This is a genomic window from Sphingomonas sp. Leaf32, assembly GCF_001421765.1.
In the GTDB taxonomy this organism is placed as follows: domain Bacteria; phylum Pseudomonadota; class Alphaproteobacteria; order Sphingomonadales; family Sphingomonadaceae; genus Sphingomonas.
In genome coordinates this window covers 239,480-260,369 of the sequence record NZ_LMLA01000001.1, presented here as the reverse complement: position 1 = coordinate 260,369, position 20,890 = coordinate 239,480, and the positions used below count along the sequence as shown (strand labels likewise).

Annotated in this window: 17 protein-coding genes; 2 read left to right on the top strand and 15 right to left on the bottom strand. The window is 67.2% G+C overall.

Annotated features, from left to right (window positions below; genetic code table 11):
• Positions 1-114: 114 nt before the first annotated feature.
• From ASE83_RS01190 to ASE83_RS01155, 8 genes are all read right to left on the bottom strand, one after another.
• Entirely contained in the window at positions 115-1,269 is a 1,155-nt protein-coding gene (locus ASE83_RS01190) for a murein hydrolase activator EnvC family protein (RefSeq protein ID WP_055787057.1), read from the bottom strand.
• A complete protein-coding gene (locus ASE83_RS01185; protein WP_055787059.1) occupies positions 1,266-1,688 on the bottom strand; it encodes a 23S rRNA (pseudouridine(1915)-N(3))-methyltransferase RlmH in 423 nt (140 codons plus the stop codon). Before ASE83_RS01185 ends, ASE83_RS01190 begins: the two co-directional genes overlap by 4 nt.
• A gap of 13 nt (positions 1,689-1,701) precedes the next feature.
• Positions 1,702-2,055: a ribosome silencing factor gene (rsfS, locus tag ASE83_RS01180; protein WP_055757643.1), complete on the bottom strand. Its 354-nt coding sequence runs from the start codon at positions 2,053-2,055 to the stop codon at positions 1,702-1,704.
• 35 nt (positions 2,056-2,090) lie between these two features.
• Complete coding sequence (locus ASE83_RS01175) at positions 2,091-2,714, bottom strand: nicotinate-nucleotide adenylyltransferase (protein ID WP_055787064.1); 624 nt, start codon at positions 2,712-2,714, stop codon at positions 2,091-2,093.
• A 4-nt stretch (positions 2,715-2,718) separates the two neighbouring features.
• Complete coding sequence (locus ASE83_RS01170) at positions 2,719-3,981, bottom strand: glutamate-5-semialdehyde dehydrogenase (protein WP_055787746.1); 1,263 nt, start codon at positions 3,979-3,981, stop codon at positions 2,719-2,721.
• 107 nt (positions 3,982-4,088) lie between these two features.
• Positions 4,089-7,376 carry a TonB-dependent receptor domain-containing protein gene (locus ASE83_RS01165; protein WP_055787066.1) on the bottom strand — a complete coding sequence of 1,096 codons (3,288 nt, stop codon included), beginning with the start codon at positions 7,374-7,376 and terminating at the stop codon, positions 4,089-4,091.
• Positions 7,377-7,599: 223 nt separating this feature from the next.
• Complete coding sequence (locus tag ASE83_RS01160; protein ID WP_055787069.1) at positions 7,600-8,772, bottom strand: acetyl-CoA C-acetyltransferase; 1,173 nt, start codon at positions 8,770-8,772, stop codon at positions 7,600-7,602.
• A gap of 30 nt (positions 8,773-8,802) precedes the next feature.
• Positions 8,803-9,855 carry an alpha/beta fold hydrolase gene (locus ASE83_RS01155; RefSeq protein WP_235513165.1) on the bottom strand — a complete coding sequence of 351 codons (1,053 nt, stop codon included), beginning with the start codon at positions 9,853-9,855 and terminating at the stop codon, positions 8,803-8,805.
• 30 nt (positions 9,856-9,885) lie between these two features.
• Here ASE83_RS01155 and phaR point away from each other — a divergent pair, with 30 nt between their 5' ends.
• On the top strand, positions 9,886-10,470 hold the full coding sequence (gene phaR / locus ASE83_RS01150) for a polyhydroxyalkanoate synthesis repressor PhaR (RefSeq protein WP_055787075.1): 585 nt from the start codon (positions 9,886-9,888) through the stop codon (positions 10,468-10,470).
• Positions 10,471-10,580: 110 nt separating this feature from the next.
• Here the strand turns inward: phaR and ASE83_RS01145 are convergent, their stop codons facing one another.
• Positions 10,581-11,381, bottom strand: coding sequence for a class I SAM-dependent methyltransferase (locus ASE83_RS01145; RefSeq protein WP_055787077.1), 801 nt, complete (start codon positions 11,379-11,381; stop codon positions 10,581-10,583).
• Positions 11,382-11,407: 26 nt separating this feature from the next.
• Between ASE83_RS01145 and ASE83_RS01140 the strand changes: the two genes are divergently transcribed.
• On the top strand, positions 11,408-11,599 hold the full coding sequence (locus ASE83_RS01140) for a hypothetical protein (protein ID WP_055787080.1): 192 nt from the start codon (positions 11,408-11,410) through the stop codon (positions 11,597-11,599).
• Between the two features lie 130 nt (positions 11,600-11,729).
• Here ASE83_RS01140 and ASE83_RS01135 read toward each other — a convergent pair whose 3' ends face one another.
• The 6 genes from ASE83_RS01135 to ASE83_RS01110 all read right to left on the bottom strand — a co-directional run bounded on the left by ASE83_RS01135 (position 11,730) and on the right by ASE83_RS01110 (position 20,834).
• Positions 11,730-12,941: an aspartyl protease family protein gene (locus ASE83_RS01135; RefSeq protein ID WP_082443216.1), complete on the bottom strand. Its 1,212-nt coding sequence runs from the start codon at positions 12,939-12,941 to the stop codon at positions 11,730-11,732.
• On the bottom strand, positions 12,932-14,476 hold the full coding sequence (locus ASE83_RS01130) for a CpaF family protein (protein ID WP_235513166.1): 1,545 nt from the start codon (positions 14,474-14,476) through the stop codon (positions 12,932-12,934). The genes ASE83_RS01135 and ASE83_RS01130 overlap by 10 nt, the downstream gene beginning before the upstream one ends.
• 148 nt (positions 14,477-14,624) lie before the next feature.
• On the bottom strand, positions 14,625-16,025 hold the full coding sequence (gene lpdA, locus ASE83_RS01125) for a dihydrolipoyl dehydrogenase (protein WP_055787084.1): 1,401 nt from the start codon (positions 16,023-16,025) through the stop codon (positions 14,625-14,627).
• Positions 16,026-16,041: 16 nt separating this feature from the next.
• Positions 16,042-16,539 (bottom strand): YfbM family protein, encoded by a 498-nt coding sequence (locus ASE83_RS01120; protein WP_055787087.1) that lies wholly within the window; start codon positions 16,537-16,539, stop codon positions 16,042-16,044.
• 17 nt (positions 16,540-16,556) lie between these two features.
• Positions 16,557-17,831, bottom strand: coding sequence for a 2-oxoglutarate dehydrogenase complex dihydrolipoyllysine-residue succinyltransferase (gene odhB / locus ASE83_RS01115; RefSeq protein WP_055787091.1), 1,275 nt, complete (start codon positions 17,829-17,831; stop codon positions 16,557-16,559).
• Between the two features lie 42 nt (positions 17,832-17,873).
• Positions 17,874-20,834 carry a 2-oxoglutarate dehydrogenase E1 component gene (locus ASE83_RS01110; protein ID WP_082443217.1) on the bottom strand — a complete coding sequence of 987 codons (2,961 nt, stop codon included), beginning with the start codon at positions 20,832-20,834 and terminating at the stop codon, positions 17,874-17,876.
• Between the last annotated feature and the right edge of the window lie 56 nt (positions 20,835-20,890).

Here is a 20,890-nt window from a genome sequence, read left to right as displayed (position 1 = left end):
GGCAGCAGGAGCCGCCCGAGGCCCCAGCCTTCGCTGGGGCGACGTTTCCAGGCAGATGGATCAGACTCTGGAGGCTGTTTCGAAACACGCGTCGGCGCGTTTTCAAACGGACTCTTACAGCATCGCCGCCAGGTCGACCGGTACGCCGCGCCGACGCAGTTCGATCGTGACCGGTGGCGCGTCCCCGCCCGGCGCGCGGCCAATCGGCGTGCCGGCGACGACCCGGCCGCCGACCGGGGCGACGCTGGCGGCAAGGCCGGTGATCGTCGTCGTCCAGCCATCGCCATGGTCGAGGATGACGATCCGGCGATAGCCGCGAAACCGCTTGCTGAACGCGATCCGCCCGGGTGCCGGGGCGACGACGGTCGCGCCCGGCGCGACGGTGAGCGTCAGGCCGCGCGCACGCACCCCGCTGTTGCTGATCTCACCGAACCCGGTCGCGACCGCGCCTTTGACCGGCAGGCGATAGGCGGGCGGGGGCAGGGCCGGCGTGGTCGCTTCGGGGCGGGGCAGCGGCCCGGGCAGCGCGGCCAGCGCGGCGCGGGTGTCGCGTGCCTCGCCCAGTTCCTCCAGCCGGTCGACGATGTCGCGCGCCTGTTCGCCCAGCGCGATCGCCCGGTCCGATTCGACCATCGCCCCGCGTGCCAGTTCGCGTGAGCGCAGCCGCTGCGCCGCCTCCGCCCGGGCCAGCGCCAGCCGTTCGCCCTCCAGCCGCGCGTTGCTGGCCGCCAGCACCGACAGCGCGACCCCGGCCTGCGATCGCAGCCGTGCGGCATCCGCAACCCCCGCGCGCACGGCCGCGGTGCGTTGCTGCATCACCGGCACCACCGTGCCCAGCACCGCGCGGACATGGACCAGATCGTCGGTCGATCCCGGCTGCGCCACCGCCAGCCATGCCGGCCGCGTGGCGAGCGACTGCAGCGCCCCGACCAGTCGCGCGACCGGTGCCTGCCGTGCCGCCAGATCGGCGCGGCGACGGTTCAGCAACTCCCCGACCAGCGCCACCCGTGCCTGCGCCGCCTGTCGATCCGCCTCGGCAGCGGCGATGCGTCCGGCCAGCGCCGCCTGCGCCGCCCGCGTCCGCTCGGCCCCCGCGCGTGCGGCTCGCGCCGCCTGTTCCAGCCGCCGGGATCGGACGGCGGCCTCGGTGGCGGCGCGCCGGGCGATCGACAGCCGTTCGCGCCCGGCGGCGACCGGATCGTCCCTGCCCCAGGCTGCGGCCCCCGCCAGTGCGGCCAGCGCGGCGGCCAGGGCGACGACGCGCCTCATCCTTCGCGGTGATAGGGGTGGCCGGCCAGGATGCTGGCCGCGCGCCACAATTGTTCGGCCAGCATCGCGCGCGCCATCAGATGCGGCCAGGTCGCCCGTCCGAAGGCCAGCAACAGGTCCGCCTGCGCCCGCTGCGCATCGTCGAAGCCATCGGCCGCGCCCAGCAGGAACCGCGTCTCGCGCACGCCGTCGTCGCGCCAGCGGCCCAGCTGCGTCGCGAACGCCATCGACGGCAGGTCGCGGCCCTTTTCGTCCAGCATCACGATCCGCGTGCCCGGCTCCACCGGCGGCACCTTGCCCCCGGTATCGGGCAGTTCGGTGATCTTCGTCGGCCAGCTGACCCGCTTGAGATAGCGGTCGATCAGCTCGCCTTCGGGACTGCGCCCGATCCGCCCGCGCGCGACGATATGCAGCAGCACGGGCGTGTCCGGTTCAGGCGTGCGCGGTCGGGTTCAGCGTGTCGCCGAACGCCCACATCCGCTCCAGATTGTAGAAGGTGCGAACCTCGGGGCGGAACAGGTGGACGATCACGTCGCCGGTGTCGATCAGCACCCAGTCGGCGGTCGGCAGTCCTTCGATGCGCGACGGGCGCCCGAACTCGGCCTTCACCCGCTCGGCCAGCTTCTGCGCCATCGATGCCACCTGCCGGCTCGACCGGCCGCTGGCGATCACCATGTAGTCAGCGATGCTCGATTTGCCGGCGAGCGGGATCGACACCGTCTCGACCGCCTGGTCGTCGTCGAGGCTGGCCAGCACCATGCGATGCAGCGCTTCGGTCTCGTTCATGGCATCGCTCTGGTCGGTAGGGGTCGGCAAGGTCATCAGCTTTCAGGGGCCTGTGCGCCGGACCGGTCGGACGGGATCATCCGGCGGTGCCAGGCGGGATCGGCGGCGCGGATTGCGGTCGCCGACGTCGGATCGGGACGGAAGCGCAAACGGACCAGTGCCGGCAAACTCCACATCGTCCATCGTTTCGCCTGGCCTGCGGGCCGCGCATGGCGCCGCAACCAACCCATCGCAGGACTAGCGAGGGCCTTACCCTCATAGCCCGGACGGGCGATCACCGCAATCGCCACCGTCCGCGCGATCCCGCGCCAGTTCCGCCAGCGGTGGAAGTCGGCCAGATTGTCCGCCCCCATCAGCCAGATGAAGCGATGTTGCGGGTACAGCCGCACCAGCTTGCGCAAGCTATCGACCGTATAGCGCGTGCCCAGCCGCCGCTCGATCGCGGTCGGACGGATCGGCGCATGACGCGCGACCCGCCGCGCCGAGGCCAGCCGCGCAGGCAACGGCGCCATGCCGGCGGCGGGTTTCAGCGGGTTGCCCGGCGACACCAGCCACCATACCTCGTCCAGCGCCAGCGCGCGCTTCGCCGCCAGCGACACGCGGCGATGCCCGCGATGGGCCGGGTTGAACGACCCGCCGAGCAGCCCGATGCGGCTCATGCCATCAAGGCCGGGTCTGTCCCGTGCCCCGCACGATCCACTTGTACGTCGTCAGCCCCTCCAGCGCGACCGGCCCGCGCGCGTGCAGCCGTCCGGTGGCGATGCCGATCTCCGCGCCCAACCCGAATTCGCCGCCATCGGCGAACTGGGTGGAGGCGTTCCACATCACGATCGCCGAATCGACCCGCGCCAGGAAATGCTCGGCGGTCGCGGCGTCTTCGGTAATGATCGCATCGGTATGGTGCGACCCGTGCGCCGCGATATGCGCGATCGCCGCGTCCACCCCGTCGACCAGCTTCACCGACAGGATCGCGTCGAGATATTCGGTGTCCCAGTCGTCGGCATTCGCTTCGAGAATGTCGGGATGCAGCGCCCGCACCTCGGCATCGCCGCGCAGTTCGCACCCGGCGGCGATCAGCCCCGACAGGATCGGCAGCGGATCGGCATAGGCGCGGTCGATCAGCAGCGTCTCGGTCGCGCCGCACACCCCCGTCCGGCGCAGCTTGGCGTTGACCACGATCGCCTGCGCCATCGCCGGGTCGGCGGCGCGGTCGACATAGCTGTGGTTGAGGCCGTCGAGATGCGCCAGCACCGGCACCCGCGCTTCCGCCTGCACGCGCGCGACCAGGCTCTTGCCCCCGCGCGGGACGATCAGGTCGATCATCCCCTCCGCCGTCAGCATCGCGCCGACCGCCGCGCGATCGGTCGTCTGGATCAGCTGCACCGCGCCGTCGGGCAGGCCGGCACTCGCCATCCCGCGCGCCATCGCGGCGTGGATCGCGCGGTTGCTGTGGATCGCCTCGCTCCCGCCGCGCAGGATCGCGGCATTGCCCGCCATCACCGCCAGCGCGCCGGCATCGGCGGTAACGTTGGGCCGGCTTTCATAGATGATGCCGATCACGCCGATCGGCACGCGCACGCGCGACAGGGTCAGGCCGTTCGGCCGTTCGCTGCGGTCGATCACGTCGCCGACCGGATCGGGCAGCGCGGCCACCGCCTCCACCCCCGCCGCCATCGCCTCCAGCCGGGCAGGATCGAGCCGCAGCCGGTCGAGCATCGCGCCCGAGAGGCCATTCGCTTCGGCCGAGGCGATGTCCCGCGCATTGGCGGCAAGGATCGCTTGCGCGTCATCCCGGATCGCGGCGGCGGCCGCGCGCAAAGCGTCGGCCTTGGCGGCGGTCGGCGTCGTCGCCAGCGCCTGTGCTGCGGTGCGGGCGGACTGGCCCAGCTCGGTGAGGAGCGGAATCGAAACGGGTTCGGCGGTCATGCGGACGTCTTCGCGCAAGCAGGCGATCAGGTCCAGCATTGTTCAATCGACAAAAAAAGGGGCGGCCCGGCTGGACCGCCCCCCAGGATCGTACCGGGCGAGCCCGATCAGAAGGTGACGCGCGCGCCTGCGTAGAACGAGCGGCCGTCGATCGAGTAGACCCCGCTGCCCGAACCCGTGCCGGTCAGGCCATAGGGCGGCAGCGTGTCGAGGATGTTGTCGATGCCCGCGAACAGGCGGAAGCGATCGTTCGCCCGGATGCCGAGCTGGATGTTGTGGTAGAAGGTGCTCGGATACCATTTGAACGGGAACGCGTCCGCATTGGTGGGCTGGCGGCCCTGCCACGCAAACTGGGTTTCCCACGCACCGACCGTCATCTTGTCGATGAAGCGGACGTCATAGCCGAAATCGAAGTTCCGATAGCGGACGTCGAAGCTGTAGTTCGCCTGCCATTCCGGATCGCCCAGCGTGCCGTGCAGACGGGTCGAGCGCGACGGTTCGTTGATGAACAGGTACGATTCACGCTTCTGCAGCCAGCTGAGCAACAGGCGGGTCGAGATGTTGAACTCGCCGATCTCGCGACGATAGCCGAGTTCGACGTCGATGCCCGACGTCTTGAGCATTGCATAGTTGAACGGCTGGTTCAGGAAGCCCGGACCGGTAACGGCAAGCTGCGAATTGGCCGCGGCTACGCCATCGAGGTTGCGACCATTCTGTCCGGCAAAGGTCTGGTCGCCGATCGTACCCGGCGCGCTGCGACGGAAGACCGCCGAGCAGAACGGGTTGTTGATGCCGACCGGATCGTCATAGCAGCGGTCGATGATGCCCTGACCCGACAGGCCCGAGATCACGTTTTCCACCTTGATGTTGTAGTAATCGACCGTGAGCGAGAAGCCGGGCAGGAAGCTCGGCTCGAACACGGCGCCCAGCGTCAGGCTCTTGCCGACTTCGGGCTGCAGGTTGAGATTGCCCTGGTTGAAGCCCGACAGGCCCGACGGCAGGGTGTTGACCCATGGGATCGTCCGGCTGACGCCGGCATCGTCGACATAGGTAAGCGTGGTGGGCACGCCCGCCGCGGCGCAGTTGCGGGCGCGGTTGGGGTTCGACGTGATCGGGCTGCCCTGGCTGCACGGATCGACGAAGCCGTTGGCGAAGGTCTGTGCCCGGGTCTGGTACAATTCGCCCAGATTTGCCTGACGGACCGACCGGGCATAGCTGGCGCGCAGGCGCAGCCCGCGGAACGGCGACCAGATGCCGCCATAGTTATAGGCCCAGACGCCCTTGTCCGCCGTGCTGTACTTCGAAAAACGGCCAGCGCCTTCCAGCGTCAGTTCGCGGATGAACGGCAGGTCGGCCAGCAGCGGAACGCGAACTTCGCCGAACCCTTCGTACAGCTCGACCGCCGGCGGATCGAAGGTCGCCGCGCTGTTCAGGAAGGTCTGGCCCGACTGGGTAACGGGGTCGAACGCCGAATAGGCGTCTTCGCGACGATATTCGGCACCGACCGATGCCGCGACCGCGCCGCCGGGCAGCTTGAAGAAGCCCGAGGTGTCGCCCGAAATGAAGCCGACCGCGTTGATCTGTTCGGCCCACTGTTTGCGCGACGACGTGAAGAGGACATAGTCCTTGCCCGCCTGCGAGATATTGCCTTCGCCGAACAGGTTGATCGGTACGCAGCCCGGCATGTCGTTGGCGGTGTTGGTGTCGGCGTTCACCCGGCAGACGATCTGGCCGGCCGCGTTGCGGACCGCGTCCTTCGCCGCATTGAAGCGCGAGATCAGCACGTTGCCGCCGGTCTCGTAATAGGTCGAGGTGCGGCCATAGTTCGCCGCGATTTCGTAGCGGACGTTGCCGGTCGACGACAGGTCGCCGCGGAACCCGCCGACGAAGCGGTAGGTTTCGCGCAGATGCTCTTCCGACCGCGTGCCGAGGTCGTTGTTGAACCGCTGCATGGTGAAGGCGGCGGTGGTCGACGTGGTGCCGAGGATCGTCTGCAGCGTCTGGCGGGCCTGGTTCGACAGGAACGCGTTGTCCAGCGTGAAGCTGGGCGACAGCGTGCCGGCGACGAAGGTCGGCTGGGTCGAGGTCTGGTTCGCAGTGATGCGAACATATTTGCCTTCGAAGAACGGCTCGAACGCCGACGACACCTGATAGTTCAGCAGCAGGTTCGCGGCATAGCGATCGAGACCCGGCAGCAGCATCGCGCCTTCCAGGCCGGTGGCGGTCAGGCCGCCGAAGCGACCGCCGCCGTTCGGGCGCAGGTCGGTCGTCGGACGATCGCGAACCAGCGTGCCGTCGGGCAGGAACACATAGTTGTCCGACAGTTCGACGCCGGAGGTCGGGCTGCGGCCACCGGTGCAGACCGCCGAACGGCGGTTGAGGACCAGCGGATTGGTCTGGTTCGCGTTGGTCAGCGCGATACAGCTGGTGGCGACGGTGCCGCCGAGCGAGATCGAACCGAACCGGCTGCCGCCGACGATCGTGCCGCCGGGGTAGGGGCCGCCGTTGACACCGATGAAGGTGGTGTCGGGAATGCCGTCACCCGCCGCCGGTTCGTTGACCAGCACGCCGTTGACCAGTCGGCTGGTCGCCTGCGTCGTGTAGAAGCCGGGCGCGCCGGTGAACGCGCCGGTCTGATCGTTGCGATCCGACATCAGGAGCGTTTCCTGATGCGCATATTCCAGCGCGACGGCGACGTTCAGGCGGTTGTCGAGGAAGTTCTTGCCGACGACCAGGTTGACCGTCTGCGACCCGCGATCGCCGCGATCGGTCACGCCGCCCTGCACGCGCAGGTCGACGCCTTCGAAATCACGCTTCAGGATGAAGTTCACGACGCCCGCGATCGCATCCGAGCCATAGACGGCCGACGAACCGCCGGTAACGACGTCGACCTTTTCCAGCAGCGCGTTCGGGATGGTGTTGGTGTCGACGGTATAGGCACCCGGCGACGAGGTGACGTGACGACGGCCGTTGACGACGACCAGCGTGCGCGCAGTGCCGAGGCCGCGCAGATCGAGCGAGTTGATGCCGGCGGTACCGATGAACTGCGTCGAGTTCGCCTGGGTCGTGGTCGACCGGAACTGCGGCAGGCGGCTGATTTCATCACCCAGCGACAGGTTGGCGGTGTCGAACAGCTCCTGTGCCGACACCGACGTCACCGGGACGGTCGTGTCGAGGTTCGGACGCGCGATACGCGATCCGGTGACCGTGATGACCTCGCCCTGTTCCCCGTCTGCGGCCGGCTTCGGGCAGGTGCCGTCGGCATTGCGCTCCTGCGTCGTGCAGTCCTGGGTATTGATTTCGGAGGGAAGCTCGCTCGACTGTGCGAAGGCGGCGTGCGGAAGCGATGCGGCGCTGACAAGCGCGGTCGCCGCCAGAAAGCGGTTGAATTTCATATTTTGCCCCGTTTTGCCCGGTACAAACGCACCGGATTAACGGCAGAAAATATCGGTCCGGGGCATGAGGCAAGGCACGTCAGCGCACCAATCATTTTTCGCAACATGAATGTGACATGAATGTCACATTATAGTAATGTCATGTTGGTGCGCTGACTGTCTGTGTAATTAATTAACCAGAAAATGACATTAAATTAGCGGGAAACATTCCGTTACAATCGCTTCAGCGCTCCAAGCACATCGCAATGCCCATGCCACCGCCGATGCACAGCGTCGCCAGGCCCTTTTTCGCGTCACGGCGCTTCATCTCGTAGAGCAGCGTGGTCAGCACGCGCGCGCCCGATGCGCCGATCGGGTGGCCGATCGCGATCGCGCCGCCGTTGACGTTCACCTTGTCGGCGGTCCAGCCCATGTCCTTGCCGACCGCCAGCGCCTGTGCGGCAAAGGCTTCGTTGGCTTCGACCAGATCGAGGTCGTCGACGCTCCAGCCCGCCTTTTCCAGTGCGCGGCGCGAGGCGGGAACGGGGCCGATACCCATGATCGACGGGTCGACGCCGGCGGTCGCCCAGCTCCTGATCGTCGCCAGCGGTTCCAGCCCGCGCTTCGCGGCTTCGTCGGCCGACATCACGACCAGCGCGGCGGCACCGTCGTTCAGGCCCGACGCGTTGGCGGCGGTCACCGTGCCGTCCTTCTTGAAGGCGGGACGCAGGCCAGACACGCCGTCGATGGTCGCGCCGGCGCGGATATATTCGTCCTGATCGACGACCGTATCGCCCTTGCGGCCCTTGATCGTCACGGGGGCGATTTCCTCGGCGAAGCGGCCTTCGCTACGGGCTGCCTCGGCGCGGTTCTGCGAACGGACGGCGAATTCGTCCTGCTCGCTGCGGGTCAGTTCATATTGCGCCGCCAGATTTTCGGCGGTGATGCCCATGTGATAGCCGTTGAAGACGTCGGTCAGGCCGTCTTTAATCATGGTGTCGACCATCGTGCCGTCGCCCATCTTCGTGCCCGAACGCAGTTGTACCGCGTGCGCGGCGAGTGACATGCTCTCCTGTCCGCCGGCCACCACGATCGTCGCGTCGCCGGTCTGGATCGCCTGCGCCGCGAGCGCCACGGCGCGCAGGCCCGATCCGCAGACCTGGTTGATGCCCCATGCCGGCACTTCCTTGGGAAGGCCCGCCGCCATCGACGCCTGGCGCGCCGGGTTCTGGCCATGGCCGGCGGTCAGCACCTGGCCCAGGATCACCTCCGACACGTCCTCCGGCGCGACACCGGCCTGGTCCAGCGCGGCGGCGATCGCCTGCCGGCCCAATTCATGCGCGGGCACGGCGGCAAAGGCACCCAGGAAACTACCAACAGGCGTACGCTTGGCGGCAACGATCACGACTTCGGACATGGGCAATCCTTCTCCTCAAGGGTTTGGGCGCTATCTAGTGCGGGGAACGTCGCTTAGCCAGCGTCCAAGCGGTTCCCACAGGACGCTACGGCCCCGCCGGCCGACGATCATCCCGACATGGCCGGCGGGCACGATCCGCTGGTCGGACAGGCCGATCGCGCTGGCCGCCGGCACGATGCGGTCGTTCTGTGCGACGAACTCGACCATCGGCACCGGCGGGCGAGGCGATACGACCTGGTCGCCAACGGTCCAGCGTTCGCGACCGGGCAGGTCGGCATCGAACAGGTCGTCGAACAATTCGCGGCCCGCAGCATAAGGGATCGGCGCGCCGCCATTGGCCCAATCCTCCAGCGCGATGAACGCCTGTGCCGCCGGGTCAGCAGGGTCGAGACCGGCGAACCGGACGAACTTGTCCACGGTGCGCGCGGGGTCGATCTGCCAGAACATCGACTGCAGCAATTCCATCGGCAGTACGCCCAGATGCTCGGCGGTAGGCTGTGCCGCGGTCCACACGTCGGCGATGGCGGCGCGCCCCGCATCTCCGAACCCGTCGAAGCGCCACGGCGTCGCGATCAGCGCAATTCCGGCGACAGGCGCGAACGCTGCGGTAGCGAGGGCGATGGTCCCGCCCAGGCAGTAGCCGACCAGCAACGGCGGTTCGTCGAGCGTAGCGCACAGCCGCGCCACCGCCCGTGCATGGTCGCCCAGGTCCATCGCCGAATCCTCGGGCGTCGGCGTGCCCCAGTCGACCAGCAGCACGCGCAACCCCTGCGCCGCCAGCCAGCGCAGCAGCGAATTGTCGGGCGCAAGGTCGAGGACGAAGGGCGGATTGATGAGCGACGGGATGACTACCACCGGCCGCCCGGTGCCACCATAATCGCGCAAGCCGATGCGCCCGTCGCGGGCGATCGCGTCCGGGGCAAGGGAGCGCGGCAGGCGCGAGGCATTCTGATAGGCCCGCAATCCGGCGAGCGCGCTGGCCCGCCGGTCGGGGTCGTTCAACGTTTCGCTGCGCAGCATCGAGAGAAAGAGCGGTAGCGGGCGCGGCCCGTGTTGCGGCGCGGTATCAAGCGGTGTACCCATCCTGTCATCTTTCGCGCAAAGGTTTTTCCCATGAAGAAGGCAGCGGCCGACGGCAGCCCCGTCATCATCAAGAAATACGCCAATCGCCGGCTCTATAACACCGAGACGTCATCCTACATCACGCTCGAACATCTGGCGGCGATGACGCGCGAGCATCGCGACTTCAAGGTGGTCGATGCGAAGACCGACGACGACATCACGCACAACGTGCTGACGCAGATCATCATGGAGGAGGAAAGCCGGGGGCAGACGCTGCTGCCGGTCAGCTTCCTGCGCCAGCTCATCACGCTGTACGGCGATTCGATGCAGGCGATGGTGCCGGGCTATTTGGAAGCGTCTATGGACAGTTTCCGCCGCAACCAGGAACAGTTCAAGACCGCGGTTGAGGGTGCGTTCGCTCATTCGCCCTTCGCCGAGATCGCCAAGCGCAACCTCGCGATGTTCGAAGCGGCGGCACATGCGTTCAAACCGGGCGCGGCCGGGGCACCGGGAACCACCGCAACGCCGGCATCCGCGACGACGGGCACGGCCGAGACGCCGGCCAAGACCGACGAAATGGCTGCGCTGCGTGCCGAACTCGCCCGGTTGCAGGACAAGGTCGACAAGCTGGGGTGAGGTGGGGGCGACCCCCGTCGCCTTCCGCCTCATACGCCACGTTTGGCTCAAAGCTGCTCGACCAAACGGGGTCGGTTGGGTGAGGGCGCTTCAGCCCCCTCCCCGAACCCTCACTTCGGCTTCACGAACCGCAGTGTCATCCGGTCGCTCTCGCCGATCGCGGCATATTTCGCGCGGTCGGTATCGCCCAGCCGATAGGTCGGCGGCAGCGTCCACACCCCTTGCGGCCAATCGGCGGTGTCCTTGGGATTGGCGTTCACGTTCGATCGTCCGGCCAGCTTGAACCCGGCCTTCGTCGCGAAGGCGATGACCGAGCTTTCCTTCATATAGCCCGATTTTTCCTCGGCGGCGGCATCGCGTCCCTCGGGCAGGCGGTGTTCGACGACGCCTAGCACGCCGCCTGACTTCAACATGCGGAACATCGCAGCGAACGCGGCCTGTGCCCGGTCCGCGCCGCCGAAGCGCCAGTTATGGACGTTGCGGAAGGTCAGCACCTTGTCCGCCACGCCGTCGGGCACGCCGGCCTGCCCGGCCTCGGTCGGGAAAGCGACCGCCTGTACCTTGCCGAACGCCGCCCCGTCGCGAGATTGCAGCTTCGTCAGCATCTCGGCGGTACGCGGCAGGGGGCCGGCGGCGATATAGCGACCCTTTTCGCGCAGCATCGGCGCGAGGATCTCGGTGTACCAGCCATTGCCCGGCCAGATCTCCACCACCGTGTCGGTCGGTTTGACGCCGAAGAACGCCAGCGTTTCGGCCGGGTTGCGATAGCGGTCACGCGCGACGTTGGCCGGGCTGCGCAGCGGCGACGCGATCGCGCCGGCCAGGGGGTCGCGCGGCGCCTGCGCCGGGGCGGGGGTGAGGGCCACCAGTGCGGCACTTAGCGCTGGCAGGAACAGGGCGGTTCGACGCATGGGAAAACTCCTGACGGGAGGAACGGGTGGACGACGCACACAGGCTGTTATGGACGATCGCGGGCGTGGCGGCGATGCTGTTTGCGGTGTCGGTACTGGCGGAACGCCGCCGTACGCTGCGCCGCAATCCCGACCGGGTTGGCTGGGTGCCGTGGACGCTGGTGCAGTTGATCGCGGTGCTGCTGGCGGTGTTCAGCGTGGCGATGGCGCTGAAATAGCGGAACGTCCTTGAGACTAACCACCAGCGTCATCTCAGCGAAGGCTGGGATCTCGTGGTAATGGGGCGGGACAGGAGTCGCTCGAGGCCCCAGCCTTCGCTGGGGCGACGGTTCGGGCCGAGGGGTGCCGTCAATAAAAACTTGCCAGCGTCAGCGACCGTTCCGTTCCGTCGCACAGCGCCAGCTTCACCACCCGGCCCGGCGCATCGGTGCCCCAGCGGACATCGACCCCACCATCGGGAGTCAGGGAGACCGGCTTGCCGTCAACGGTGCAGATCAGTTCGTCGGTCTTCCACCCGGCCCTGGCCGCCGGCCCGCCCGACATGACGTGTAGTACGCGTAGCCGGGCACGGTCATAGCCGAGCAACAGCCCGCTGGTGGATTTCAGCGGTGGCGGCGGGGCGGTGGGGTTGGGTGCCACCACCATCTGCCCGGCGGCAGGATCGAGCAGAACGCGGTAGCGCAGAAGCAGGCCGGTGCCGATCCGCCCGGCGACACGGACCTGCTTGGTGAAGCCGCCATCGCCTTCGATCCTGAGTTCGATCGGCCCGGTCGGTATGTCGCCCAACGTCACCTTGTTGGTCACGGTCAGTCCGGCATCGACGACCCCGCCCGCGCCGAAGGCGATGGTCGAGGTGACGCGTGCCCCCTTGATCCCGGCCGCGCGCCATTGGTTGCGAGCGATGCTGAGCGACCCGCCGTCGCCGGTGTCGACCAGCAGCGGGCGGACGCGGTGCTTCCCCAGCGTCGCTTCGGTCAGATACAGGCCGCTGCCGGCCTGCAACGTCATCGGTACGCGGGTGCCGGCAAACGGCATCCGCCCACTCGGCAACAGGCGAAAGCGGCGATTCGTGAAGTCGATGTCGATCGCGTTGGGCGCGATCAGGTCGGTGCCGACCAGGATTTCGGCATCGCCCGACGCGCTGGCGAGCAATTTGGGCAGGTCGATCACCGCGACGCGTCCGCCGCTGCGGCGGAGCGCCCCGAACGCGATCGTCTTCGTCGCTGCCCAGTCGACCCGGATCGCGCCGCCCAGCGCGACGCCCGAGGCGGCATCCTTCGTATCGATGGTCAGCTTCGCCCGCCGCGCGAACTCGCGGCTGACCGCGCTGTGGTTCAGGCCGGTGTCGAGCAACCCCTGTGCCTCCACCCCGTCGATGGTCATCGCGAAGCGCAGATGGTTGGCGGCGGTCAGCGTGAAGGGGACCCAGCGCGCCTCCGCATCGGCGGCGAGCTGCCCCTGCGCATGGGCGGTGATGGGCGCGCACAGCAGCAGCGCAAGGAACAGGCGGACGGTCACCGCGCGACTGTAGGACGACCAAGTGCCTGATGCTACAGGCATGCCTCCAGCAACGCTTGGTCGAAGCCATATTGCTTGGCCTTGTCCAGCGTATAGGGTCGCATTCCCATCGAGCGGTATTCGCCGATAATCTTGCCGTCGGCGCTTTCGTCCAGATATTCGAACTTGAACAGTTCCTGGGTGACGATCACCGGCCCTTCCATCCCGATCACCTCGGTAATGTTGGTCACGCGACGCGACCCGTCGCGCAGGCGCTTCACCTGCACGATCAGGTCGACCGAATCGGCGATCTGGCGGCTGATCGCTTCCTTTGGCACCTTGATGTCCGACATCATCACCATGTTCTCCATACGCGCGAGGCATTCGCGCGGGGAGTTGGAGTGGAGCGTCGCCATCGATCCATCGTGGCCGGTGTTCATTGCCGCCAGCAGATCGAAACATTCGCTGCCGCGGATTTCGCCCAGGATGATCCGGTCCGGGCGCATACGCAGCGCGTTCTTCACCAGGTCGCGGATGGTGATCTCGCCTTGCCCCTCCAGGTTGGGCGGACGGGTTTCGAGCGGCAGCCAGTGCGGCTGTTGCAGGCGTAGTTCGGCGGCGTCCTCGATCGTCAGCACGCGCTCGCCCGGGTCGATCATCTTCGACAGGGCGTTGAGCATCGTCGTCTTGCCCGAACCGGTGCCGCCGGAAATCACGATGTTGAAGCGGCTGGCCCCGGCGACCTTCAGCGCGGTCGCCATCTTGGTGCTCATTGACCCGAAGCCCGCCATCATGTCGATGGTGATCGGCTTGGCCGAAAACTTACGGATCGAGATCGCGGTGCCCTTGAGGCTGAGTGGCGGCACGATCACGTTGACGCGGCTGCCGTCCTTCAACCGGGCGTCGGCCAGCGGCGTGGTCTGGTCGACGCGGCGGCCGACTGAGTTGCAGATGCGCTGCGCGATCTGGAACAGATGCTCCTCGTCGCGGAAATTGATGTTGGCGAGTTCCAGCTTGCCCTTGCGTTCGACGAAGGTCTGTTCGGGGCCGTTGACCATGATGTCGCTGATCGCCGGATCGGCCAGCAGTTCCTCGAGCGGCCCCAGGCCCAGCAATTCGTCGACCAGCACCTTTTCCAGCGCGAACTGTTCGCGCCGGTTGAGCGTCAGTTTCAGTTCGGCCAACACTTCCCCCACGATCGGGCGGAATTCCTCGGCCAGTTCGTCCTTGGTCAGCGTCGCGGCGGCTTCGGGGTCGACCCGTTCGAGCAGGCGGGGCAGCACCTGTTCCTTGATCCGGTGGATCGACGTTTCGAACCCCTCGACCCGGCTGTTGCCGGCTTCCCCCGACAGGGCCTGCCGTTCGGCGAGGCGCTGCATCGCGTCGCCCACCCCCTGCGGCATCGTGCTGGCCTGTTCGCCGGGCATCGGTTCGGATTCACCGCCGGGCAGCGGTATCTGGGCCAGCGGCGGGAATTGCGTCGCGCCGTCCAGATCGGATGGACGCGCCGGTCCCGATCCCTGCATCGGGCGGGCGACCCCGAAGGAGGGCCTGCCGCCCGATCCGCCCAATCCGCTGCGCCGTCCGAATGCGTTCACGCTTGCCACCCCATCGAATTCCTGGCGGTGAGCGTAGAGGACAAGATTTTACAACTTCCTAACCACATCGACCGGCACCGCCCGGACACGACAAGGGCGGAGCATGTCGCCATGCCCCGCCCCACGAATGTCGGTGAACGCCGTCCGATCAGATGTGGATCGGCTTGCCCTGCACCGCCATGGCGGCTTCCTTCAGCGCCTCGGCATGGGTCGGGTGCGCGTGGCAGGTATAGGCAATGTCCTCGCTGGTCGCGCCGAATTCCATCGCCTGCGCGGCCTGCGCGATCATCGTGCCGGCAAGGCTCGAGACGATCCATACGCCGACCACGCGGTCGGTCTTTGCGTCCGCGATGACCTTCACGAACCCGTCGGTGTCGCGGTTGGTCTTGGCGCGGCTGTTGGCGGCGAAGGGGAACTTGCCAACCTTGATCTCGCCCTTTTCCTTCGCGGCTTCCTCGGTCAGGCCGACGCCGGCAATTTCGGGCATGGTGTAGACGACCGACGGGATGACGTCGTGGTTCACGATGCCGGTCTGGCCGGCGATGAATTCGGCGACGGCAACGCCCTCGTCCTCGGCCTTGTGCGCCAGCATCGGTCCGTGAACCACGTCGCCGATCGCCCAGATGCCGTCGACCTTGGTGCGGAACTCGTCGTCGATATCGACCTGTCCGCGCTGGTTGACTGCCAAGCCTGCCTTGTCGAGCGCCAGCCCTTCGGTATTCGCGCGGCGGCCGATCGACACCAGCACCGCATCGGCGGTGATCGTGGTCGCTTCGCCACCCGCCGCCGGTTCGACGGTCAGCGTGGCGGTGCCGCCATCGACCGACGCGCCGGTGACCTTGGTCGAGGTCTTGAGGTCCATGCCCTGCTTCTTGAACAGCTTGGCCGATTCCTTGCGGACCTCGCCGTCGAAGCCGGGCAGAATCTGGTCGGCATATTCGACCACGGTGACCTTGGCGCCCAGGCGACGCCACACGCTGCCGAGTTCGAGGCCGATCACGCCGCCGCCGATCACCACCAGATGCTCAGGGACCTTGGGAAGCGCCAGCGCACCGGTCGAATCGACGATGACATGCGCGTCATTGTCGACCTGCACGCCCGGCAGCGGCATCACGCTGGACCCGGTCGCGATCACGATGTCGCGCGCGGTGACGGTGCGGTCGCCGACCTTGACCGTGTTGTCGTTCTCGAACGCGGCATAGCCCTTCAGCCATTCGACCTTGTTCTTCTTGAACAGATATTCGATCCCGCCGGTCAGCTCGCCGACCGCCTTGGCCTTTTCGGCATGCATCTGGTCGAGGTTGAGCGTCGCGCCCTGAATCTCGACGCCGAACTTGGCGAGGTGGCCGCCGGTCGCTTCCTCGTACAGCTCGGACGCGTGCAGCAGCGCCTTGGACGGGATGCACCCGACGTTCAGGCACGTGCCGCCCAGCGTCGCGCGACCCTCGGCGCACGCGGTCTTCAGCCCCAGCTGTGCCGCGCGGATCGCCGCGACATAGCCGCCGGGCCCGGCACCGATCACGAGGACGTCGAAGTCATAATCAGCCATTAGTCTCTATCCCGTCCTAGTCGTTGTGGGCGATCACGCGGATCGCGCCGTCGCCGGTACGGCGGCATTGTGCCGCAAACTGGCGCAGGGCGGGAATGCCCTGCATCACATAATCAAGTGCATCCGCGCTGCCGAAGGTATCGGCCAGATAGACATCGGCCTTCGCCATCGCCTTGGCATCGAAACGGCGGGCAAGGGTCGCGTCGTCCGTCCTGTCGAGCGCGTCGGCGAACGCTTGCATCAGCGGCGGCGCGATCAGGCCGATCCCGCCCTCGCCATTCTCGTCGGCACCCAGTTCAGGGAGCGCGGCGATGATGATCCCAAGCGTATGCCCGACGTCGTCGGCCGATCCGGTCAGCAGATAATGCAGCGCATGCCACGCTTCGCCAAGGTCGAGGAAGTCGAGATTCTCGACCCCTTCCTCGAACAGGAAATCCTCGAACACCGATGGGTCGGCGACCAGCCGGTCGATGTCGGCATCGCCGGCCCGACGCAGATAGATCACCATGCCCATCGGTGTTCGTCCGTCCCTTACAGGTCGATCAGCAGGCGCGTCGGGTCCTCGATCGCGTTCTTGAGCGCGACGAGGAAGGTCACCGCTTCGCGACCGTCGATCAGGCGATGGTCGTAGCTGAGTGCCAGGTACATCATCGGGCGTACCACGACCTGTCCATCGCGCACCACCGGGCGTTCCTCGATCCGGTGCAGGCCCAGCACCGCCGACTGCGGCGGGTTGATGATCGGGGTCGACATCAGCGACCCGAACACGCCACCGTTCGAGATGGTAAAGGTGCCGCCCTTCATCTCGTCCATCTTCAGCGTGCCGTCCTTGGCGCGCTTGCCGAAGTCGCCGATCGTCTTTTCGACGCCCGCGACCGACAGCTTGTCGGCGTCGCGGATGACGGGGACGACCAGGCCGCCCGGTGCCGACACGGCGACCGAGATGTCGGCATAGTCGCGATAGACGATCTCATCGCCCTCGATCGACGCGTTGACCGACGGGATGTCCTTCAGGGCCATCGTCGCGGCCTTCACGAAGAAGCCCATGAAACCCAGACGGACGCCGTGCTTCTTCTCGAACAGGTCCTTGTACTTGGCGCGCGCCTCGATCACCGCCGTCATGTCGACGTCGTTGAAGGTGGTGAGTAGCGCGGCGGTATCCTGCGCTTCCTTCAGGCGGCGGGCGATCGTCTGACGCAGGCGCGTCATCTTCACGCGCTCTTCGCCCCGCGTCGACGCAGTGGCAGCGGCCGGGGCGGCGGCGGGTGCGGCAGCGGCGGGCGCGGCGGCGGCCGACTTGTCACCTGCGGCGGCGACCACGTCTTCCTTGGTGATGCGGCCGTCGCGGCCGGTGCCCTTGACCTTCGCCGGGTCGACGCCGTGCTCGAGGATCGCGCGGCGCACCGACGGCGACAGCGCGGCGGCGTCGACATTGGCGTCGCCGGCCGGGGCCTGCTGCGCGGCGGCAGGGGCAGGGGCAGGGGCAGGGGCAGGGGCAGGGGCGGCGGCGGGCGCCGGTGCGGCGTCTGCCTTCGGCGCTTCCGCCTTCGGGGCGGCGGCGACACCATCGCCCGATTCGATCGTCGCGATCATCGCGCCGACCGACACGGTGTCGCCCGGCTGCACGGCGTGCGCGCCCATGACGCCCGCGACCGGCGACGGCACTTCGACCGACACCTTGTCGGTTTCGAGCGAAGCGATCGGTTCGTCGGCGGCGACCGCCTCACCGGGCTTCTTCAACCATTCGCCCAGCGTCGCTTCGGTGATCGATTCGCCCAGCGTGGGGACCAGAACTTCGGTTGCCATCGGATCTTCCTCATCTCCCCCGTGTCGGGGGTAATAACACGGTTAGGATGCGGCCTTGCCGGTGGCGCGTTCGCCCTCGGCCTGACGGGTGCGGCGGATTTCGTCGCGGACATTGTGGCCGAGCGCATCGGCGACCAGCGCGCCCTGTTCGGCCTGGTGGCGCTTCATCAGGCCGGTGGCGGGCGATGCCGCCGCCGCGCGACCGGCATAGCGGGCGCGCGGAACCTGCGAACCGGCCTCGGCCAGCGCCTCCTCGATCAGCGGTTCGACGAGGAACCACGAACCGTTGTTCTTCGGCTCCTCCTGCGCCCAGACCACATCGGTCAGGTTCGGCAGGTTGCGAAGCCGCGCGACCAGCGCGTCCGACGGGAACGGATAGATCTGTTCCACCCGGACGATCTGCGTCGACGTGTCGCCAGCGGCATCGCGCGCTTCGATCAGGTCGAACGCGACCTTGCCCGAACACAGCACCAGCCGCGTCGTGTTCGCATCCGCCGGGGCCGACGGATCGGACAGCAGCCGCTTGAAGTGCGTACCCGGCAGGAAGTCCTCGGTCTTCGACACCGCCATCTTGTGCCGCAGCAGCGACTTAGGCGTCATGATGACGAGGGGCTTGCGGAAGTTGCGATGCATCTGCCGGCGCAGCAGGTGGAACAGGTTGGCCGGCGAAGTGACGTTGGCGACCTGCATATTGTCGCCCGCGCACAGTTGCAGGAACCGCTCCAGACGCGCCGAGCTATGCTCGGGACCCTGGCCTTCATAGCCGTGCGGCAGCATCAGCACGAGGCCGTTGGCGCGCAGCCACTTGGCCTCGCCCGCGGCGATGAACTGGTCAATCATGATCTGCGCGCCGTTGGCGAAATCGCCGAACTGCGCTTCCCAGATGACCAGCGCCTTCGGATCGGCCAGCGCATAGCCGTACTCGAAGCCCAGCACGCCATATTCGGACAGCGGGCTGTCGAGCACCTCGAAGCTTCCATGCTCGATCGTCTGAAGCGGCACGAACTTGTGTTCGTCGCTCTGGTCGACCCACACCGCGTGGCGCTGCGAGAAGGTGCCGCGACCTGAATCCTGTCCCGACAGGCGCACGCCGAACCCTTCGGACAGCAACGAACCGAACGCCAGCGCCTCGGCCGTTGCCCAGTCGAAGCCTTCGCCGCCGGTGAACATGCCACGCTTGGCATCGAGCACACGGGTCAGCGTCTTGTGGACCTGCAGGTCGTTGGGAACGGTCGTCAGCGTGCGGCCGAGCGAATCGAACAGCTTCTGTTCGATGCCGGTGTCGACCGACCGGCGCGAGCCTTCCGGGTCCATCGGCGCGTGCAGGCCCGACCAGCGACCGGCGAACCAGTCGGCGCGGTTGGGCTTGTAGCTCTTGGCGTTCTCGAACTCGCCTTCCAGCAGCTGGGTGAACTCGGCGGTCTTGGCGGCGGCGAATTCGCCGTCGATCACGCCTTCTTCTGCCAACCGCTTGCCATAGATTTCGCTGACGCCGGGATGGCCCTTGATCTTGGCGTACATCAGCGGCTGGGTGAAGGACGGCTCGTCGCCTTCGTTATGGCCGAAGCGGCGATAGCACCACATGTCGATGACGATGTCGCGCTTGAACTGCTGGCGGAACTCGATCGCCATCTTGGTGGCGAAGGTCACCGCCTCGGGATCGTCGCCGTTGACGTGGAAGATCGGCGCCTGCACGCCCTTCGCCACGTCCGACGGATAGGGCGACGAGCGCGCGAACTGCGGGCTGGTGGTGAAGCCGACCTGGTTGTTGATGATGAAGTGGACGCAGCCGCCGGTATTGTAGCCACGGATGCCGGAGAAGCCGAGGCATTCCCACACGATCCCCTGGCCCGCGAATGCCGCGTCGCCATGGATCAGGACGGGCAGCACCTGCTCGTGCTTTTCCAGGTCGCCGCGGAAGGTCTGTTGCGCACGCACCTTGCCCAGCACGACCGGGTTGACCGCTTCGAGATGGCTGGGGTTCGCGACCAGCGACATATGCACCGACACGTCGTCGAAGCTGCGGTCGGTCGAGGTACCGAGGTGGTACTTCACGTCGCCCGACCCGCCGATATCGTCCGGATTGGCGCTGCCGCCGGCGAATTCGTGGAACAGCACGCGGAACGGTTTGGCCATCACGTTGGTCAGCACGTTCAGGCGGCCACGATGCGCCATGCCGTACACGATCTCGCGCACACCGAGCTGGCCGCCGTACTTGATGACAGCTTCGAGCGCGGGGATCATCGATTCACCGCCGTCGAGGCCAAAGCGCTTTGTGCCGACATATTTGCGGCCGAGGAACTTCTCCCACTGCTCCGCCTCGATGACCTTGGCGAGGATCGCCCGTTTGCCTTCGGGGCTGAACTGGATCGCCTTGTCGCGGCCTTCCATCCGGTCCTGCAGGAACTTGCGCTCCTCCACGTCCGCGATGTGCATATATTCGAGGCCGACATTGCCGCAGTAATTGGCACGCAGGATGTCGACGATCTCGCGCACGGTTGCCCATTCGAGGCCGAGCGTCCCGCCCAGATAGACCGGAGTGTCGATCTCCGCGTCGGAAAAGCCGTAATATTCGGTCTTCAGATCCTCGGGCATCTCGCGCTGAGCAAGGCCCAGCGGATCGAGATTGGCGGCAAGGTGTCCGCGCACGCGATAGGTGCGGATCAGCAGCTGGGCGCGGATCGCGTCACCAGCGGCCTTTGCCACGTCGACCTTGGGCGCGGGCGCAGCGGCGGTCGGGGCGGGCTTGCCGCCCTTGGCCGGCTTCGGCGCCGGCTCCATCTGCGTCGGATCGAGCGCGGCGGTCAGCGCGTCGGTTTCGGTCAGCGGCCAGCGCTTGCTCTGCCAGCTGGGATGCTGCGTCGCACCCTCCAGTCCGTCGAACCACTGACGCCAGCCGGCATCGACCGACGAGGGGTCCTCGCGGTAGCGACCATAGAGCGTTTCCACGAATGCCGGGCTGACGCCGGCGGCGATGTCGAAATCCTGGCCTTCGTAGCCCATGGTCGTTTCCTGTCCGCTTGTGCCCGGTCGAACCGGGCGATGCCCCGTGCGGTTCC

What these genes read in the sequence shown, in the direction of transcription:
- ASE83_RS01155 (WP_235513165.1), bottom strand. Translation starts at nt 9,855, where the DNA reads ATGGGTACACCGCTTGATACCGCGCCGCAACACGGGCCGCGCCCGCTA.
- odhB (WP_055787091.1), bottom strand. Translation starts at nt 17,831, where the DNA reads ATGGCAACCGAAGTTCTGGTCCCCACGCTGGGCGAATCGATCACCGAA.
- ASE83_RS01160 (WP_055787069.1), bottom strand. Translation starts at nt 8,772, where the DNA reads ATGTCCGAAGTCGTGATCGTTGCCGCCAAGCGTACGCCTGTTGGTAGT.
- phaR (WP_055787075.1), top strand. Translation starts at nt 9,886, where the DNA reads ATGAAGAAGGCAGCGGCCGACGGCAGCCCCGTCATCATCAAGAAATAC.
- ASE83_RS01175 (WP_055787064.1), bottom strand. Translation starts at nt 2,714, where the DNA reads ATGAGCCGCATCGGGCTGCTCGGCGGGTCGTTCAACCCGGCCCATCGC.
- ASE83_RS01170 (WP_055787746.1), bottom strand. Translation starts at nt 3,981, where the DNA reads ATGACCGCCGAACCCGTTTCGATTCCGCTCCTCACCGAGCTGGGCCAG.
- ASE83_RS01120 (WP_055787087.1), bottom strand. Translation starts at nt 16,539, where the DNA reads ATGGGCATGGTGATCTATCTGCGTCGGGCCGGCGATGCCGACATCGAC.
- lpdA (WP_055787084.1), bottom strand. Translation starts at nt 16,025, where the DNA reads ATGGCTGATTATGACTTCGACGTCCTCGTGATCGGTGCCGGGCCCGGC.
- ASE83_RS01135 (WP_082443216.1), bottom strand. Translation starts at nt 12,941, where the DNA reads ATGCCTGTAGCATCAGGCACTTGGTCGTCCTACAGTCGCGCGGTGACC.
- rsfS (WP_055757643.1), bottom strand. Translation starts at nt 2,055, where the DNA reads ATGAACGAGACCGAAGCGCTGCATCGCATGGTGCTGGCCAGCCTCGAC.
- ASE83_RS01110 (WP_082443217.1), bottom strand. Translation starts at nt 20,834, where the DNA reads ATGGGCTACGAAGGCCAGGATTTCGACATCGCCGCCGGCGTCAGCCCG.
- ASE83_RS01190 (WP_055787057.1), bottom strand. Translation starts at nt 1,269, where the DNA reads ATGAGGCGCGTCGTCGCCCTGGCCGCCGCGCTGGCCGCACTGGCGGGG.
- ASE83_RS01165 (WP_055787066.1), bottom strand. Translation starts at nt 7,376, where the DNA reads ATGAAATTCAACCGCTTTCTGGCGGCGACCGCGCTTGTCAGCGCCGCA.
- ASE83_RS01145 (WP_055787077.1), bottom strand. Translation starts at nt 11,381, where the DNA reads ATGCGTCGAACCGCCCTGTTCCTGCCAGCGCTAAGTGCCGCACTGGTG.